This window comes from Nitrospira sp. CMX1, assembly GCF_054902215.1.
Genome location: NZ_JBUBKD010000066.1, coordinates 109,917 through 127,545, shown reverse-complemented (window position 1 = coordinate 127,545; position 17,629 = coordinate 109,917). Strand labels below are relative to the sequence as shown.

At 56.9% G+C, this 17,629-nt stretch carries 14 protein-coding genes; 9 read left to right on the top strand and 5 right to left on the bottom strand.

What is annotated here, in order from left to right; translation table 11 throughout:
- Positions 1–34: 34 nt before the first annotated feature.
- Together ACYX34_RS17095 and ACYX34_RS17090 are read right to left on the bottom strand one after the other, a co-directional pair.
- Positions 35–490 carry a hypothetical protein gene (locus ACYX34_RS17095; RefSeq protein WP_462077792.1) on the bottom strand — a complete coding sequence of 152 codons (456 nt, stop codon included), beginning with the start codon at positions 488–490 and terminating at the stop codon, positions 35–37.
- Positions 491–495: 5 nt separating this feature from the next.
- Complete coding sequence (locus ACYX34_RS17090) at positions 496–1,530, bottom strand: hypothetical protein (RefSeq protein ID WP_462077791.1); 1,035 nt, start codon at positions 1,528–1,530, stop codon at positions 496–498.
- Positions 1,531–1,710: 180 nt separating this feature from the next.
- Between ACYX34_RS17090 and ACYX34_RS17085 the strand changes: the two genes are divergently transcribed.
- The 7 genes from ACYX34_RS17085 to ACYX34_RS17055 all read left to right on the top strand — a co-directional run bounded on the left by ACYX34_RS17085 (position 1,711) and on the right by ACYX34_RS17055 (position 8,419).
- Complete coding sequence (locus ACYX34_RS17085) at positions 1,711–2,730, top strand: alkaline phosphatase family protein (protein ID WP_462077790.1); 1,020 nt, start codon at positions 1,711–1,713, stop codon at positions 2,728–2,730.
- Between the two features lie 24 nt (positions 2,731–2,754).
- Positions 2,755–3,204 carry a hypothetical protein gene (locus ACYX34_RS17080; protein ID WP_462077789.1) on the top strand — a complete coding sequence of 150 codons (450 nt, stop codon included), beginning with the start codon at positions 2,755–2,757 and terminating at the stop codon, positions 3,202–3,204.
- The gene (locus ACYX34_RS17075) at positions 3,197–4,552 is read left to right on the top strand and encodes a HEAT repeat domain-containing protein (protein WP_462077788.1); all 1,356 of its coding nucleotides are present in this window, start codon (positions 3,197–3,199) and stop codon (positions 4,550–4,552) included. The genes ACYX34_RS17080 and ACYX34_RS17075 overlap by 8 nt, the downstream gene beginning before the upstream one ends.
- A 100-nt stretch (positions 4,553–4,652) precedes the next feature.
- Complete coding sequence (locus ACYX34_RS17070; RefSeq protein WP_462077787.1) at positions 4,653–5,813, top strand: HEAT repeat domain-containing protein; 1,161 nt, start codon at positions 4,653–4,655, stop codon at positions 5,811–5,813.
- Between the two features lie 5 nt (positions 5,814–5,818).
- Entirely contained in the window at positions 5,819–6,919 is a 1,101-nt protein-coding gene (locus ACYX34_RS17065; protein WP_462077786.1) for a HEAT repeat domain-containing protein, read from the top strand.
- On the top strand, positions 6,912–7,676 hold the full coding sequence (locus tag ACYX34_RS17060; protein ID WP_462077785.1) for a HEAT repeat domain-containing protein: 765 nt from the start codon (positions 6,912–6,914) through the stop codon (positions 7,674–7,676). Before ACYX34_RS17065 ends, ACYX34_RS17060 begins: the two co-directional genes overlap by 8 nt.
- A gap of 35 nt (positions 7,677–7,711) precedes the next feature.
- Complete coding sequence (locus ACYX34_RS17055) at positions 7,712–8,419, top strand: HEAT repeat domain-containing protein (protein WP_462077784.1); 708 nt, start codon at positions 7,712–7,714, stop codon at positions 8,417–8,419.
- 203 nt (positions 8,420–8,622) lie between these two features.
- Here the strand turns inward: ACYX34_RS17055 and ACYX34_RS17050 are convergent, their stop codons facing one another.
- Positions 8,623–9,942, bottom strand: coding sequence for a UDP-glucose dehydrogenase family protein (locus tag ACYX34_RS17050; protein ID WP_462077783.1), 1,320 nt, complete (start codon positions 9,940–9,942; stop codon positions 8,623–8,625).
- Between the two features lie 117 nt (positions 9,943–10,059).
- Here ACYX34_RS17050 and ACYX34_RS17045 point away from each other — a divergent pair, with 117 nt between their 5' ends.
- Positions 10,060–11,685: a fused MFS/spermidine synthase gene (locus ACYX34_RS17045; protein WP_462077782.1), complete on the top strand. Its 1,626-nt coding sequence runs from the start codon at positions 10,060–10,062 to the stop codon at positions 11,683–11,685.
- Between the two features lie 130 nt (positions 11,686–11,815).
- Here ACYX34_RS17045 and otsB read toward each other — a convergent pair whose 3' ends face one another.
- The gene (gene otsB / locus ACYX34_RS17040) at positions 11,816–12,643 is read right to left on the bottom strand and encodes a trehalose-phosphatase (RefSeq protein WP_462077781.1); all 828 of its coding nucleotides are present in this window, start codon (positions 12,641–12,643) and stop codon (positions 11,816–11,818) included.
- A gap of 21 nt (positions 12,644–12,664) precedes the next feature.
- Complete coding sequence (locus ACYX34_RS17035; protein WP_462077780.1) at positions 12,665–14,905, bottom strand: alpha,alpha-trehalose-phosphate synthase (UDP-forming); 2,241 nt, start codon at positions 14,903–14,905, stop codon at positions 12,665–12,667.
- Positions 14,906–14,953: 48 nt separating this feature from the next.
- Between ACYX34_RS17035 and ACYX34_RS17030 the strand changes: the two genes are divergently transcribed.
- Positions 14,954–16,738, top strand: coding sequence for a glycoside hydrolase family 15 protein (locus ACYX34_RS17030; protein ID WP_462077779.1), 1,785 nt, complete (start codon positions 14,954–14,956; stop codon positions 16,736–16,738).
- The last annotated feature ends 891 nt before the right edge of the window (positions 16,739–17,629 follow it).

Genomic DNA, 17,629 nt, shown 5'->3' with positions numbered 1-17,629 from the left:
GCCTATACGGAGGGCGAGACCTTACTGATGGGTATCAATGGATATCAGAGGGGCTTGGTGCTTGATCCGGAGACTTCGGCAACATCGGACGTTTCGCCATGATCGCGGTCGCAGTACAGGTCTTATTCTCCTCATCAATCCGCCGATCAACGATTTTGACGTCTTGCAAATATTCTTGAACGATCTCTTCACGAGTCAGTTCAATGTCCTGCTCGGTCTCACGTCCAGACCGTTCACGGACCCGATCGATCAGATGCTCTTTGACCAACACACGGATCTGCTTGGCCAGATCAGTCCGAGCCGACAGCTCCGACACACGCTGACAGATTACTTTTCCTTTGGCGAGATCGCCCTGGCCTCGACCTATCCAGTACTGATCTACGGAGTAGCCGACCTCAGCGGCTGGAGCCATATTCGAAGCAAGCCCCCAACCTAGCCAGAGACCCACGACTACAACACCTATTCCCATGTTTTTCTTCAGATTTTCCATCGTAACTAACGACCTCCCCCCGGTGCCCCGAAAGACCGATCCCCTCGATGGGGCGGCCCTGATTGCTGCAAGCCCGGCGGCCCCTGCGGCACTCGCCTTGCTCCACCAAACCCTTGGCCCGGTTGGCCCACCGGTTGACGATCCCCTTGAGGCGAACCGGGAGGTGTCCGATGAATGATCTCGTTGTTGAACGTTCGCGGTGCGGTCGCCCCGCCAGGAGGCGGCACCAGCTCATGGGTTGGCATCCGACCAGACCTGCTCCCAGGTCTTGGCGGTTGAGGCGGACCCATCGGTTGCCGATAGGCAATAATCTGCTGGGCAATGGCGATGTGCGGATTAGCCGGGAAGAGACCGCTTGCGCTGTTCAAAAAGCCTTGCGGGATCCCCACCGGCGACACGAGCACCCAATTGGTCCAAGCTTGCGAGACCATCGCATTCGACTGCACGCGGTTGAGAATCTCCTTCCGCTTCTGTGAGGCTTGGTAGATCTGATCCGGGGTAGATGCAGTCCCCAGCGCCTGATTCACCGCTCGAAGTTCCTCTTGCAACTGTTCATTTTCTTGTTTGAGTTCAACCAGCTGCACACGAGCATCTTCATTTTCTCGAAGGGTGGTGATCGCACGCGCAACTTCATCTGTATCCATCTGCGCCAGAAGGTTCGCCCTGATAGCGACGACATCGCCGTCGAGACTCGTGGTGATCTGTTGGTTGAGCACAAGCACCAAGCCGGCGGTATAGGTGCGGATTTCGTCTTTGGTCACGTCCATGCCATCGACAATCGTCACACTCTCCAGATACGTCGCGACTTGTTCCAGGGCATTTCGTTTAGCCGCCTCCGTCGCAAGGCGGATCGCATCTTCACGGGTATCGCGGTCACCCATGCGATGTTCGCCTTGGGCATTGACGACCCGAATTTCAGCACGTGCAGGCGAGAAGACAAAGAAACCGGCAGCGATAATAAAAAGGAACGAAAGGAAGGGACAGGACTTGCGATGTATCCCGGTAAAGAGAGACCACGGCCGAAGGGTCGAACCGGACATCAACCACCCCTCCCCACTCAGACAGAGCAGGCAACGTGAGCCAACTAGCAAAATCAGCTTAACACCGGAACGACGGTTCCGCCAGCATTCGAAGGATGATGTGCCCCACCTTGCCTTCCTGAAAATTTGCATGTTAGGGTAACGCTTTCGTTTCCGAATCCAGAGGCTCATTGTCACGTGATGACACAACGTCCTTCACGCATATGCACAACGCTGGGAGGTCTTCTAGCCTGGTGGCTGGTATGCGGAGCATACACTCCCGTTCATGCGACGCCTCCCGCCGGTGAAGCAGCCGCCCCCCTCAGCCCCATAACAGAACATGTCATCCTGTTCGTCCTTGAAGGGTTTAGTCAAGATTCGCTCAAGAGTGGCGCCATGCCGGTCCTCAGTAAGCTCGTCAAGGAAGGGTCTGTGACATGGTCAGCCAACACCGTTCAACCGGCCCTGCGACTTCCCATGATGGCCTCGCTCGTCACCGGCCTGCCGGTCGAAAAACATGGGATCACCTGGAATTCGTTTGAGTTCAGCCGAGGCTATCCACGTGCCCCGAGTCTCTTCGACTACCTCGATGTCAGTGGAGGGCGAGATAGCGCCGTCTTTTTTATGGACGAATCGCTCTATCAGCTCGCGAAGCCTGCGCCTTACACCGACTATCAACTTTGTGGCGCATTGCGGCCCGAATGCGGCTCCCAGAAACTCGTCGCCTACATTCAACAGTATTTCCAGAAGGCCGCGAGCGGTCATGGATACGGCCATGCCGTCCACGCCCTGCCGCATTTGTTAGTGGTGCATCTTCCAGAGGCTGGGCGAGCCGGTGTGACCCAGGGTTGGGATTCGAAGGAGTACCAACAGGCCCTCAAGACGGTTGATGCCGCCATGAAATCCGTCCTGGACCTCTTCAAACACTACAACCTCTTAGACCGAACGACCGTCCTTGTAACAACGCTGAGCACGAAGGGCACTGACCCCGGCAACGAAATCATGAGAACCGATACAGCGTCTGTTCCTTGGATCGTCTCCGGAGCGGGGATCGCGCGGGGCCAGATCATCCGTCAACCGATATCCATCATCGATACCGGTGCGACAGTAATGCGAATACTCCAGCTTGAAACCCACACAGAATGGGATAGCAAGGTGGTCGAGGAGATCTTTCAAACCGAGACCGCCACCCAGCCTGTACCCCGTGCCAAGAAGCGCTAACGACCTATGAGCTGCAACACTGTGATGAAACATCTGCTTTTTCTCCTTTGCGCAACCGTCAATGGTTTGCTCACGATCGTGTTTGCTCAAAACAGCTTCGCCGGAGACCGGCCGGCTGCCCATCTCCAGGAATACCAGATCACTATTGACGCGACCAAGTTAGTCCCCATGTCATGGTGGCAAGTACCTGGCGTCACGCCTTCAATCTGGAATTCCGACCCGGAGTCGCTCGATGCCCCGAAAACAACTGAGCGCCGAGACCTGACACTCCGGCCCGGCAAATATAAATTCATCAGCTTCACCTTCGATTTTCCCTTTACGGTCGGCCTGAACGGTACGATCGATTATTCACGCGCCTTGGACCAGTGCGTGCAAGGTCGTGGAACGCAGACCTTGGTCATATTGTGCAAGCGCACATACCCTCACGGCGGACAACCTGACCCCTATTACGACCAGAAACCAAACAATGGCTAATACACTCGATACCCTGTTGGACGCACTTGAGGATGTGGACGATGCCACCCGTGAGGAGGCGGCGAAAACACTGGCCGACCTGGGTGATCCGTCAACCCTTGAGGCCTTACTCGTCGCCTGCAGCGATGATTACTGGTCTGTCCGAGCCTATGCCGGTTCTGGCATCTCAAAAATCGGCGGCCCCAAAGCGATTGAGGCTCTGATCGGCCTGTTCAATGACCCCATCATGGAAGTCCGAGACCAGGCGGTCGAAGCCATGGTGAAGATAGGCTCACCTGCCATCGATCGCGTAATGACGGCCTTGAAGGACGAGCGTTGGCGCGTCCGAGAACATGCCGCTAAAGCCGCCGGAAAAATGAAGGATCCCCGAACCGTCGATGCCCTGATTGTCGCGTGTCGTGACCGTGACGGAGCCGTCAAGAGCGCCGTGGCGGAGGCTCTGGGCCGCATCGCGGATCCCAAGGCTGTTCCAGCCTTGATCAAGCTGTTCAGAGACTCGTCGAAAATCGTAAGAGAAACCGCGGGAACCGCGTTGGTCTACATCGGACACCCATCGGTTGACCCACTCATTGAGAGTCTGAGCGACAAGGACTTCGTGGTCCGCTGTCACGCAGCTCGGGCATTGGGGGGGATGACGACGGACTATCAAATCGGCCGGACCTGGGTCCGTGACGCCAAAGTGGTTGAGGCGCTCATTGCAGCATTGAAAGACCCGGATCGAGCCGTTCGTGAAGATGCCACGATCGCGCTCGGCATGATCGGCGACCCGCAGGCCATCGATGCGCTGATCGAAGCCATGAAAGATGGAGCCGTGAAGCGTCATGCCATCGCATCACTCGGCATGATCGGCGATTCTCGCGCGCTCCCGGCCGTACTGGATGCCCTAAAGGGCAAAGGGATCAGGCAAGAAGGCTCGCCGACACCCGGATGTATCGTCAGTGAGGATGCCTTCATCAAAGAAGCGGCGGCAACCGCCCTGGGCCAGTTTCGCGACCCACGCGTGATTCCTGATCTGATCATGCTGTTGAAAGACGGGGTCTTGCGTGAGAAGGCCGCAGCGGCCCTGACCGTCATCGGGGATGCGGCGATTGAACCCCTCATTGCCTTTCTCTACGACCCCAAGGCGTCGGAGGTGGAAGCGGAGAAGGAACGCGTGCTGTCCTACGCCTCAGTTCGCCTGACGGCCAAAGATGCTCTTAAGCAAATTACGCTCGAAACCCTGGAAACGCTTGGGTGGACCCCTCCCGATGAGGAGGTAGAAATTAGTTCCAGTCAAGCCGACAACCTGCGCATCGATCGGCCATTGGGACAGACCGGACGGTTTGGACCATCCGGTGACACCGTCTGATTCAATCCGAGGGAGCCATATTCTTTCGCACAAGGCCGCACTCTCGTATCTCGTCGTTGGCATCTCGCACCTGAACGACGTTTCTTGAGATACGCTTCACGTGCGTGAAAGCGACATAAGCACAAAGCCGGCGGACTTTGTCAACATCCTGGCAGAAAGCAACATGGTCGACAGCGTTAGAGAACAGATTACCGCGCTCAGGGATGAGGACTGGGCGATCCGCGAAGAGGCCGCACGTCTGCTTGGTCGGTTCAAAGATCCGCGTGCAGTGACTCCTCTCGTGTCCTTGCTTCGAGACGAGGACCGCTCCGTGCGAGAAGCGGCCGTGGACGCGCTGCGCGCGATTGGAGCACCGGCTGTTGAAGCGCTCGGAGCCTGCCTGATTGATGGCGAATTGGCAGTTCAAGAGGCGGCCTCGGCGATCCTGGCAGCCATTGCGGATGAACGCGTACTCACTCCGCTCTTGTCGGCACTGAAGAGCAGCGACTGGATCGTCCGGATGCACGCGGCTCAGGCCTTGGGCCGCGTGAAAAGCACAGAGACCGTGGAAGCCCTGATCCCGCTGCTGCAGGATAAGGTCAAGGCGGTTCGCGAGGAGACAGCGACAGCCCTGGCGGCCATCGGTGACGCGGCTATTCCATGTTTAGTGCATGCGTTGAAGCACGACGACTGGCTCGTCCGCCTACATGCAGTGGAATCGCTCGGGAAGGCTCGTTCCCCTCTCGCGGTTGAACCGCTGCTCTCGGTTTTGTTCAACGATCATGATTCAGCTGTGCGCGAGGATGCCGTGCGGGCGTTGGGCGACATCGGTGATGCCGGAGCCGTCGATCATTTATACGTGGTCCTGCGTGAACCGGGTTTACGGACCGTGGCGGTCGAGGCACTCGGACGTATCGGCAATCCCCGCGCCGTACCCGTCCTGATCGATGTTGTCAGGGGCACGACCCCTCCGGAAGCACCCAGAACAGCGGTCGGCTGTGGAGAGCAGTGGAATGAAGAACTCATCACGCAAGGCGCAGCCGTACGAGCGCTGGGCCTGATCGGTGACGACAGAGCAATCCCTTCGCTCGTCGCCGCCCTGAGCCCCACTCATACCCGTGCAGAGGCGGCCGCATCATTGGCCAAATTCGGATCGAAAGTCGTTCCCGTTCTCATTCCTCTATTGAACGATTCGCAGGATGAGAACATCAGATTCCATGTTCGAGAGACCTTGACGCTCGTGGGATGGCGACCCCGCCAAGTCTCCATCAGCCACCTCTGAACACCATGTCGAAAGAAACCATCGAGACCCTGGTCTCGGAACTCATTCATGAAGAAGACTGGCGCCGCATGCGGGCGACAGCCGCCTGTGTGGCCGGCGGACCACGGTCAGTCCAAGCGCTCATGGACGCCCTGCGGACCGGCCCGACTGAGCTGAAGAAGGAAGCGGCGGCGATGTTGGCGCGCATCAAGGATCCACGGGCTGGAGTCGCCCTGGTCGCACTGCTCGAATGCGACGAGGATGGCGTCCGCAACGCTGCAGCGGCTGCGCTTGAACAGATGGCAGGGGTGCTCGATGTGGACACCGCACGGGCATTGGTTGCCTTGTTACCGCACACACCGGAAGGCCCAACCAGGCAGGTGTTAACGCACCTGATTGGCGCCATTCCGACCGCCGTGCTGCCCCTGTGCGACCTGCTCAAGCACCCCCATCCTGAAGCACAGATTGCAGCGGCACTGATGCTGGATCAACTTCTAGATCCGCGTTCCATTGACGCGTTCATTGATGCGATGGGACAACCGGCTGTTCGAGAAATCGCCGTGGGCACCTTGAAGAAATTGAGTGCCATTCGAGAACGTATCGATGCGACATTCAATGCGTTGCGCGACGTCGAAGGAGCCAGTGAGCGGGAAGAGGCGCGGATGGCGACCGTCATCGACCTTCTGGGGATCGGGCGGCCGAGTGTGGAAATTCTCCTCGAATATCTCGAAGACGATGATTGGCTCGTGCGCGAAGCGGCAGCCGATCTCCTGGGAAAAATCGGCGATGTCCGGGCCGTGCTTCCGCTGATGAAGCGACTCGAACAGGATAAAGATACCGGCGTGAAGGAACTGGCGATCAAAGCCCTTGGGTTGATCGGGGACTCCCGTCCGACTCACCTCTATCTCGAGGCCATTCCCATTCGACCACTTCGGGTCTATGCGATGGAAGCCTTGGCCAAGATCAAAGACGTGGGGGTGTTGCGGCCGCACAAAGACAGTTTCGACCGACTCAGGACGGATCGCGACGGCCTGGTGGCCTATAATGCCGGGTTGATCGCCGATAAGCTTGAGGCCATCATGGCCATGGAACACCAGACTCGAGAAGAGGATAGTGAGCATGACTGAGCACCCAACATCTGATCGCATCGAACAACTGATTCACGCGCTCTACGACGAAAACGAAGCCCTACGCGATCACGCGATCGCAAGCCTCGGCCAGACCGGCCAAGACGCATTGCCTCGGCTGATTGAGTTGATGGCCGATGAGGACGTGGTCATTCGGGAGGCCGCGACCAGCGCGATCGTGCGAATGGGCCCGTCGGTCGTCGAACCGATGATCGAAGCTCTCCAGGACGAGTCCTGGGCGATCAGGGAACAGGCGGCATCGGCACTCGGAAAGTTGCGAGACCGGCGCGCGGTGGAACCGTTGGTCAAGGCAATCAAGGACCGTGACGGGGCGGTGCGGACGGCGGCAGTGTGGGCGCTCGAGCGGATCGGCGATTCACAGGCGGTCCCCGGACTGATTGACGCCCTCATGGATAGTACCCTCCGGGAAGATGCAGCCCGTGTGCTCAAGAAAGTCGGCGACGTGCGGGCGGTCGAAGCCCTGATCGACGGACTGCTCGGACCCAACTGGATGGTCCGCCGCCACGCGGCGGAAGCGCTGGGCAAGATCGGCGATCGCCGAGGCATCGAGCCCTTGATTGCGTCGCTCCGCGACGAAGATTGGCTTGTCCGGCGAAATGCCGCCGAGTCGCTTGCTCGGCTCGGCGCCACAGAAGCCATTCAACCCCTGTTGCCGTTACGTGAAGACGAAAACACCATGGTCCAAGAAACCGTCGAGGCGGTATTGGCCAGCCTCGGGTGGAAACCCGAACAGTAAACCCTTTTACTCCATACTCTAGAGGATACATTCCCATGGCAGATGAAGCCCCCAAGTTGATTCAGATTGCCCCGAAGGGCGGAGAGAAAAAAGACGGATTCAACTTAGTGACTGAGCGCGTCGTCGCAGTCAATCCGGAGAGCCGACAGCTCGAGGTCGAGCTCCTGGCCTACGACGGCAAGACGGTCCTGTTGGATGTGGCGGAAGAAGCGCTGGAGGACCTTAAGAAAATCAAGGCCGGAGACGGCGCCACCATTCGCGTCGTGGAGGAAGGCGGCAAGCGGGTCGCAAAAAGCTTCAAGATTCGCCCGAAAGATCCGAATACCGCACGAGCCGATGCGATGTTGCTCGACCTCAAAGATTCACACTGGCTGAACCGAAAGTACGCTGCGGAGGTGTTGGGTGAGCTGAAAGATCCTCGTGCGGTGGATCCACTCGTCTCAGCACTGACCGACGAGGTCGGTGATGTCCGCCAGCGAGCGTATGATTCCCTCATCAAACTCGGTGGCCCATCGGTCCCCCCACTGATTCCCCTCCTCGTATCGGAGGAAGACGAAATTCGCCAATCGGCGACCGAGATTCTCAGAAAGATCGGCAAGCCGGCAGTGGAACCGCTGGCCACCGCGTTAGCCGAGGCCGACGACCGGCTCAAGACGAGAATCATGAAGGTCTTGGATCGAATGGGGTATAAACCCAAAACGAAGGAGACGGCTTCAAAGGCTGAGTTGCCACGGCTGACCTAACCAGATGTAGGAACCCTGTCGGCAACATCCCGACAGAGTCATGCTGAAAGGAGACCGGATCCGCTTTTCGCGATTGCAAACATTATGCCTCAACAGTTTGCGCTATCCGTTCGCTCTGAACTCTTCGGCAAACTCAGAGCAGGCCAGTCAAAGGCCCTGCTCCGAGTTGATCGAAGGACGCAGCACTCGAATCTGTTCAGCCCTTACCCCTTCGGGCCGTAGGCCGCTCGCCCCACCGACACGTGCTTGAATCCCGCTGACGTGACTCGTTCAGGATCATAGACATTCCGGAGGTCGATCAAGAGCGGCGCGTGCATGACGGACTTCAGCTTTTCAAAGTCGAGATTTCTGAAGACGTTCCATTCGGTCATGATCACCAACGCATCTGCCCCTTCCGCTGCATGGTAGGCATCCTGGCAGGGTTTGAGTTCCGGCATCATCTGACAAGCTTCCGCCAGTGCCTCTGGATCATACGCGCGAATAGTCGCACCTTCCGCCACAAGACCCCGCCCGATCGCCAACGCCGGAGCCTCCCTGAGATCGTTCGTGTTGGGCTTAAACGACAGGCCAAGGAACGCCAACGTTTTCCCCTTCAATCCGCCGACAGCATCCCGAATCTTTTCGACCATCCGCCCACGTTGGACATCGTTGACATGTGACGCAGCAGAGGCAATCTGCATAGGATAGCCGTTGCGTTCGCCGGTTTGAATGAGCGCGGCCAAGTCTTTCGGAAAGCACGACCCGCCAAAGCCGGGACCCGCGTGGAGAAACTTGGACCCGATTCGGTGATCCAATCCCATGCCCTTCGCCACCAGTTGAACGTTGGCTCCAACCCGCTCGCACAGATTGGCGATTTCGTTGATAAATGAAATCTTCGTCGCAAGAAACGCATTGGACGCATACTTGATCAACTCCGCCGTCGGCACATCAGTCACGACGATCGGGGTTTCAATCAGGTAAAGCGGACGATAGAGATCCTTCATAATGGCGACCGCCTGATCACTGTCTGCACCGATGACCACACGATTCGGCCGCATGAAATCCTCGATGGCCGATCCCTCCCGAAGAAATTCCGGATTCGAAACCATGTCGAACCGGATCGGCGATTTCTGCGTTTTTTTCACGACTTCGCGAATCGCTTCGCCGGTCCCAACCGGCACCGTTGACTTGGTGACAATCACTTTATAACTATTCATGTGGAGAGCAATGCCTCTCCCTACTTCTTTGACAAACGACAGGTCGGCGCTGCCATCTTGGCTTGGTGGAGTACCCACGGCGATAAAAATCACCAGCGCCTTGTCCACAGCCTGAGCAATGTCCGTCGTGAAACCTAACCGACCTTCCTTGGTCCCCTTCGCCACAAGTTCCGCCACGCCAGGCTCAAAAAACGGGATTTCTCCCTTATTGAGCTTTTCAATTCTTCGGCTATCGTTATCCATGCAGGTGACATTCACGCCAAATTCAGCAAAACAGGCGCCTGTCACCAGTCCGACGTAGCCGGTTCCGATCACACTGATATGCATACCCAACCCTCCTTCACCTTAGGAATTCGTCCAGAAGTATAACAACCTGCCCAGCCTGGGGCAATCAATTCTAGGCTTGATCTTGAGGCGAACTCAGATCCGTCTTCGTTGACTCTCGTGAAATGCGTTGAGTACAATCCGACGCCGCGTCCCACTCAATATCAGGAGAAGGGTTTTCAGACTCCCATCCACTCGATGACGCTTCACCCACCTCGCATTCCACGTTGGTTCTTGCTCGGCACCGCTCTTGTGACCGGAGCAGTCGTGATGGCCTTGGAAATTTTGGGAAGCCGGCTCTTGGCCCCTGTGTTCGGCAGTTCGCTGTTCGTATGGGGAGCCTTGATCGGCGTGATTCTCGCCGCGATGAGCAGCGGATATGCGTTCGGCGGATGGATCTCCGATCGGTATACCAGCGGACGAGTCCTGGCGGCCTTATTGCTGTTTTCCGGTGGATGGACGTTTCTCGTCGCATGGATGAACCAGCCGGTTCTGTTTGAGATCGAGAAGCTCGTACAGGATCCCCGTTGGGGCCCATGTCTCGCCGCAACCGTCCTCCTGGCTCCACCCGCATTCGGCCTGAGCGGGGTCTTACCAGCCATGTTGCGGTTGGCCGTAGCCGATATGGACCACCTCGGTCGGCAGACGGGCCGCATGATCGCCCTCTCCACCGTGGGTAGCCTGGTCGGCACCTGGGGAACCGCCTTCTTTCTGTTATCCTGGCTTGGAAGCCAGTCTCTCCTTGCCTGGTTGGGCGGCATTCAGGTCGGACTTGGGATCCTGTGGCTGATGCAAGGCATACCCTCTCACCCCCTCGTCTCGCTGATTGTGGTCGGATGCATCGCGCTGCTGGGAACATTGGCACTCCATCCTATCCAACGACTCAGGGCCCCCATCCATCAAGAGGAAAGTCCGTACCAGCAGGTCCGTATTCGTGAAGATGATTTGTTCCGGTACCTCGTCTTGGACCGGACATTCCACGCCACCATGTGGAAAGTCGAACCAGATTCTCTGTTTCTCCCCTACAGTCAAATGATGGTCGCGTCGCTGGCACTAGTGTCCGAGCCAAAGCGTGGCCTTATTATCGGTCATGGCGGTGGTTCAATAGCGAAGTGGTTGGCACGACGGTGGCCCACATTGGAATTGGATATCGTGGAGTTCGACCCGGTGGTGGTCCGCATGGCCGAAGAGTATTTTGCGTATCGCCCCCCGGCCAATCACCATGTCTATGTGAAGGATGGTCGAGCCTTTCTCAACGCGACAGATCAGGCATACGACCTCATCTGGATCGACGCGTTTGCACGTGACATGATCCCGTTTCATCTCACGACTGCGGAGTTTTACGCGCTGGTGCGAGCACGCCTGAATCCAGACGGTATTGTTGCAGTCAACCTGGCCTCGTCCGGAAAAGAAGGGGATCTGGCCCGTGCGTCGGCGGTCGTACAAACGATGAAGCAGGCTTTCCCGGCTCTGGAGAGTTTTGCCGTGGAAGGACCATGGAAGACCGGCATGTCCCCGGCAAAGAACTTGGTGTTCTTTGGAGGCCGATTCATTGAACAGGCCTCGACCAGCCAGACCCTTTCGAAAATGACTGAGGCGGCACTGAATCAACGATTGCCGATGGAAACCATCGCGTTATTGAATACGCGACGAACCGACCCCTGGCCTCAAGGCGTAGTATTGAGCGACGACTTCGCCCCGTATGATCTGCTTCTCGGACGAGAGCGCTCGCAATTGGCGGAGTAAGCCGATCGTTCTTCTCTCGTTGTTCGCGCCTTATATCTCACAAACGAATGACGCTTCACGAGATACCCCTCACACGCTTAGAACCGACACGAGAACGACGCCATAGAACCCTTTCAACATCCAGCTAACGCTATTCGTTAGGGTGGGAGGTTGGTCTGGAAATCCCCTGCTCATGGCACCCACTCCAGGTTTGGAGGCCGCGATCACCGCCTTCGACCAGGAACTGCAGTACGGCGGTGATTTCTGCCTGTCTTTTCAGAAAATAACGGGCTGATGAACCCTTCTTCTTACCGACCCTGACGGTCAGGATGCGATGGTCCCTCAACGCAAAGACATCCTCATCCGTTTCGTCATCCCCCACATAAAGCGCCGTGGGACAGTCTAGCCGACGCATGTACTCCAACAATGCCGTCCCCTTGTGCGAGGCCGTCGGCGGCATCACATTCACAACGGATTTCCCGAGGACAATGCGCGGCGGAGGAGACAGCTCGCCGATCACTCGATTGATCAGTATCCGCGCCGCATCTCGGCGATCGACAGTTCTATAATGAAATGAGAGCGAATAGGACTTATTCTCAATAGACACCCCGCAGTGCGCCAGCTCATCGTGAAACCTCTCGGTCACAAACTGCAACCATGCTCGACAGGTCTCGCGAACCTGCTGCTGATCCTCCTCGCGCGTATGGGGGCCTTCTGAGCCATGGTTCCCAATCAAGTGCGGGACGACCGTCCCAACCCGCGACTTCAGATCTTCGACCGAGCGTCCCGAGATAATCGCGGTGGGAGCTCCCTGTGCAAGTTTTTCAAGCCAGAAGCGGATGGGACGTGACAGTCTCGCCGCATGATGTTCTCGAACGATCTTCGCCAAGGTTCCGTCGAAATCAAATGCGTAGAGCGACCTCCCCTTTATGAGTTTCTCCAATTCCAGTGTTCCTGCTTCCGTCAAGAGATAATCCATGATGCCTGTGATGCCTTTCTATCAGCTCAGCAAACTCGGTCGTCTCGCCTGCTTCATGACTCGTTCTTTTTGCCTCATGCGAGCGGCATCGATGAGCATCCGGCCCGCCCACCGATACACATTGAACTCTTGGATCAATCCACGCATGCTCTGCATTCTGGCCCGTTGCTCCACCTTCGGCATCGTCAGGCCCAGATGGAGGGCTGCGGCAAACTGATCGATGTCGTAGGGGTTGATCACCAACGCCTCCGTCAGTTCCCGAGCAGCCCCGGCAAATTGACTGAGAATCAACACGCCCTGCTCATCGTCCCGGGCACCGACGAATTCTTTGGCAACGAGATTCATGCCATCATGGAGACTACTCACCACACAGAGATCCACTCCACGGTAGCACGCACAGACCTCAGCCGGCTCATGATGTTGAATTCGGAGACAGATCGGCTCATAGCCGGCATGCCCAAAGCGTTTATTGATCTGCTCGGCCAACGCAGAGACCTGGCTGGTAAAATGATGGTACTGTTCAATGACGGAGCGGCTCGGAGCGGCGATCTGGAGAAAGGTAAACTTCCCGATCCATTCCGGTTGGAGTTCCAATAGACGTTCCACCGCCATGAATCGCTCGAGTATGCCCTTCGTGTAATCCAACCGCTCGACCCCTAGACCGATGAGGCAATCCTCCGGCATTCCATACGCCTCACGCAGCCTGGCCCGGCATTCTTGGATCGGTTGCTGATTACGGAGCCATTGCAACGGCCACTCGATAGAGATCGGATAGGGATTGACCGCCGTCATTTTCCCCCCATAGGACACCGTGGAACTGTTTCGATCGATCCGTGCCTCAAGGGAGCGATCGACGCTATCGATGAAATTATTGCAATGCACCCTGGTATGGAACCCGAGAATGCTGCTCCCCAGGAGCCCCTCGAGAATTTCCTCACGCCAAGGACAAATCCCGAAGCTCTCCGCATTCGGCCAAGGGATGTGCCAAAACATGATGATCGTAGCGGTGGGCAAACGGTCTCGGATGAGCTTCGGCAAAAGAGCAAAATGGTAGTCCTGAACGAGCACGACCGGATTATCGGTCGTCGCTTCTTCATACACGGCCTGGGCAAACCGTTCATTGACGGCCACGTAATGTTTCCAATCCGATGACCGGAAGGTCGGCCGGACATGAGCGATGTGGCAGAGCGGCCACAGTCCCTCATTGGAAAATCCATAGTAATACCCGGCTTCTTCCTCTGCGGTGAGCCACACGCGACGAATCTGATACGAGGGATTCGACGGCGGAACACTGACATGGTGTCGCTCATCCACAACGTCCCGGTCTGCGGATCCGTTCCCATGCGCAACCCAGATGCCGGAACAGGCACGCATCACCGGCTCGAGCGCCGACACCAGGCCGCTTGCCGGCACCTGCACCGCAATGCTTTGCCCTTGCCAAAAGTGGGCGTAGGGTTGCCGATTGGACACGATCAGCACCTGATCGCCGGAAAATTGCTCATGGAGAATCGACTTGAGGCTGGCCGGGGTCCATGAAATCTGGCTTTCATCCCGCATGCGACGATCCGTCTCGAGCGCTTCCACCAACGAGCGCAAGTCCTTCGCCAGCGGCTGAAGTTCCGGAGCGTGCTGCTCCTGCGTCAGCGGAGTCAAGAGTCGTTCCCCCTTGACCATCGCTCGTACCCCGGCCACCCATTCTTTCCAGCTGAAATGCGCGATGAGCAAAGTCACCGATGAGATGATCGCCGTCAACGCCGCAAAGACATAAAAAACATAACGCTTCGTATCACTGCTCCGTTGTTGGATGAACCGCATATCGTGGAGCAGCAGGAGCCGTCCGAGTCGGCGCCCGTTGGATTCGATGGAAGCCGACATAATATGCATCGGCCCGCTGCTGAATGATCGAACGGCAGAAGAGTTTGGTGCAAGATCCAGTGTCTCCTGACAGGTCACATCCTGCGGAAATGCCTGGGTTTTATGAAGAAGACGATTCTCGAGATCGCAAAAACCCATAGCAAAGAGCCGTTCATCCTGAATGATCCGGGTAAAATAGGCGGAGATCTTCCCTGTTGAGTTGGAGACCAGCAGATCGGCCAGCGGTCCCCCCATCGTGTTGACCATCAGCTTGGACCGCATATCGAGGTCGCGGACAAACCATTTGAGCTCGAGTGAGTCGACGACCGGAACCACCCCATAGGCGATCACAGCCAACACGATCACCAAGGGGAGGACGAACCTTAGCGAAAGCGCGAAGAGCCTCATGGAAACAAGTTAGTTTACTTTCATGCAGAAATCAAATATGGTCCTGCTATGTACCAGTTCGGACTCATCGGAAACTGCCAGATTTCCGCGCTCATCGGCACTCATGGATCGATCGACTGGCTCTGTCTTCCAAGACCGGATAGCCCCCCTGTTTTTGGGAAGATCCTGGACCAAGACGGGGGACATTTTTCGATCGACCCATCCGTCCCACTATCGGAAACAACCTCCAAGCAGCATTACCTCCCCAACACCAATATCTTGGTCACGACCGTCTCCCTCCCGAACGGGGACGCGTATCAAATCACCGACTTTTGTCCACGATTTCTGCAGTATGGCCGCGTCTATCGGCCGACCGCTCTTTTTCGAATCGTTGAACCGCTCAGCGGCTCTCCCTCCATTCGCGTCTCCTGTAAGCCGGTTTCCGGCTGGGACAAGACGCCGGTGCGATTCGTTCGCGGCAATAGCCACCTCCGATACGAAATGCGCGGTGAGTACTTGCGGCTCTTGACCGACATGCCCCTCACCTACCTGTGTGAGGAAACGCCGGTGACGCTGACCTCAAAAATGTACTTTGCATTGACCTGGGGAATCGGGATTGAAGACGATCTCGTCAAGGTCAGCCACGAATTTCTGGACCAGACCACGAAATATTGGCGGATCTGGGTAAAACATTGTTCGATCCCGGTCCTCTATCAGGAGGAAGTCATCCGCTCGGCCCTCGCACTCAAACTCCACTGCTATGAAGACACGGGAGCGATCCTTGCCGCATTGACCACCAGCCTCCCTGAAGAACCAGGCGGCCCGCGGAACTGGGACTATCGCTATTGCTGGCTGCGCGACGCGCATTTTTCACTCTCCGCCTTCTATAACCTGGGGCATTTTGAGGAAATGGAAGGGTTTCTAAAATTCTTACTGAATGTCGGGTATACACGCGAGCAATCACAGGACCGGCTGGCACCGGTCTACACGCTCAGTCAAGACCTCCCCCTCCCGGAAACCGAACATTCCAACTGGCGAGGCTTTCTGGGCAGCGGACCAGTACGCAGCCACAATCAGGCGGCCGAGCATGTGCAAAACGACGTCTACGGTGAGATGTTGCTTACTCTGGCACCGATCTTTTTCGATAACCGCTTTTTCGACCTCCGCACAAGAGATCATGAAGCGCTGGTGGCGAACTTGATCCGACTGTGCGAACGGAGCATCTCTCAGCCGGATGCCGGGCTCTGGGAAATTCGGAATGGTTGGCGGGAACATTCCTTCACAAATCTCATGTGCTGGGCTGGCCTCGATCGTGCCTACCGCATCCAGCGATCAGGCTTTCTCCGCGACTTGCCGATCGATCTCGACGCAGCACGGGCCCGAGCAGCCAATGCGCTTCTACGCGCGATGAAGGACAAGGCCTTACGGAACGGCCCAAACGATGACAGCTACGATGCCTCCTTGGCACAACTGGCGATTGTCGGGTTTCCGGATCGAGAGGTCTGCGACACAACGGTCTCTCAGATCAAGCACGCCCTTGCCCTCCGGCAGAACGAGAAAGAGACTGGGTTTTTCTACCGATACCTGCGGCAGGATGACTTCGGCAAACCTCAAGCGAGCTTTGTGATTTGCTCATTCTGGGTCGTTCAAGCATTGGCGAAACTCGGCCGCTTGCCGGAAGCCAAGCAGATCATGAATCAGTGCCTCACCGGCGCCAACGCGGTCGGCCTCTTCGCCGAGCACTTCGTACCGGAAACCCGGCTCCAACTCGGGAACTTTCCGCAAGCCTACTCCCACGTCGGCCTGATCAATGCCGCCTTCGCCATCAGTCCTCCATGGAGTGATGTGCTGTAGGGGAGTCCCGATCAGCTGAATCACCCGTCCTTTCCTTCCCGAAGTGACCGCTCAGTGAGTATCGACCGCTTTGTATGCCTCGTCGAAATGCGTGCCGGTCCCGGGTTAAGCACAACTGGAAAGTAGATCCTGGGAACCTAGCAGTCTGCTGAAAAACTCGGTTTCTGCTTCGCGCACCGTTGCACGATGATAGAAAGAACTGTCGCACTCTACACCCCAGAATGCTCAAAAAGGCCGTCCAGCAAGGCCGCAGCGAGCGAAGGGGCGAGGCGTACGCTTCGGTACGTCGAGCCTCTGAGTGATGCGAGAACGCCGCTGGAGGACTTTTTCAGCATTCTGCTAGGGTTTTTCAGAGGTTCAAAAATGACAGAACATCGTCAATTTAGACCTCCATGAATCCACGACCAATTAGCAGCCTTCCATCTGAACTTGCCGTTCGGGACCTTCGTCCTTTGCGCAGCTACCGTCTCGATCCGAGGTATCAATCACGAAACAAAAATCGGCATGCAGGGTTGTTGGGTAGTGGTCCTCAGATGGGGTGAGCGTTACTGAGAAGAATGGCGGACGAACTTACAGGACCTTTTCTACCAAGGCGGTCGAAAGGCGTCGCTCCGAGATATCCCAGCAATCTGAAGCGCAGTCCTAAAAGATCAATCTTCCGGCCATGAACGACCCACACGCGGCGTATTGAGGACAAACGCGACACTGATATGATCTCGGCGGGGCAGATTCCCCCAACACACAGCTCCGTTTCTACGATCGATCTACCGAAGTGCACAGGATCGCTCGCATTTCCATATCGACTGACTCGGCACAGCGCTTGCCGTTTCTCAGTACCATTCCTTCTCGTTATACCGTTAACAGCGAGAACCGCCGAGCACTCGACCTATT

Coding starts and splice junctions, on each gene's coding strand:
- ACYX34_RS17075 (WP_462077788.1), top strand. CDS start 3,197: ATGGCTAATACACTCGATACCCTGTTGGACGCACTTGAGGATGTGGAC.
- ACYX34_RS17055 (WP_462077784.1), top strand. CDS start 7,712: ATGGCAGATGAAGCCCCCAAGTTGATTCAGATTGCCCCGAAGGGCGGA.
- ACYX34_RS17095 (WP_462077792.1), bottom strand. CDS start 490: ATGGAAAATCTGAAGAAAAACATGGGAATAGGTGTTGTAGTCGTGGGT.
- ACYX34_RS17035 (WP_462077780.1), bottom strand. CDS start 14,905: ATGAGGCTCTTCGCGCTTTCGCTAAGGTTCGTCCTCCCCTTGGTGATC.
- ACYX34_RS17090 (WP_462077791.1), bottom strand. CDS start 1,530: ATGTCCGGTTCGACCCTTCGGCCGTGGTCTCTCTTTACCGGGATACAT.
- otsB (WP_462077781.1), bottom strand. CDS start 12,643: ATGGATTATCTCTTGACGGAAGCAGGAACACTGGAATTGGAGAAACTC.
- ACYX34_RS17030 (WP_462077779.1), top strand. CDS start 14,954: ATGTACCAGTTCGGACTCATCGGAAACTGCCAGATTTCCGCGCTCATC.
- ACYX34_RS17065 (WP_462077786.1), top strand. CDS start 5,819: ATGTCGAAAGAAACCATCGAGACCCTGGTCTCGGAACTCATTCATGAA.
- ACYX34_RS17085 (WP_462077790.1), top strand. CDS start 1,711: ATGACACAACGTCCTTCACGCATATGCACAACGCTGGGAGGTCTTCTA.
- ACYX34_RS17080 (WP_462077789.1), top strand. CDS start 2,755: ATGAAACATCTGCTTTTTCTCCTTTGCGCAACCGTCAATGGTTTGCTC.
- ACYX34_RS17060 (WP_462077785.1), top strand. CDS start 6,912: ATGACTGAGCACCCAACATCTGATCGCATCGAACAACTGATTCACGCG.
- ACYX34_RS17050 (WP_462077783.1), bottom strand. CDS start 9,942: ATGCATATCAGTGTGATCGGAACCGGCTACGTCGGACTGGTGACAGGC.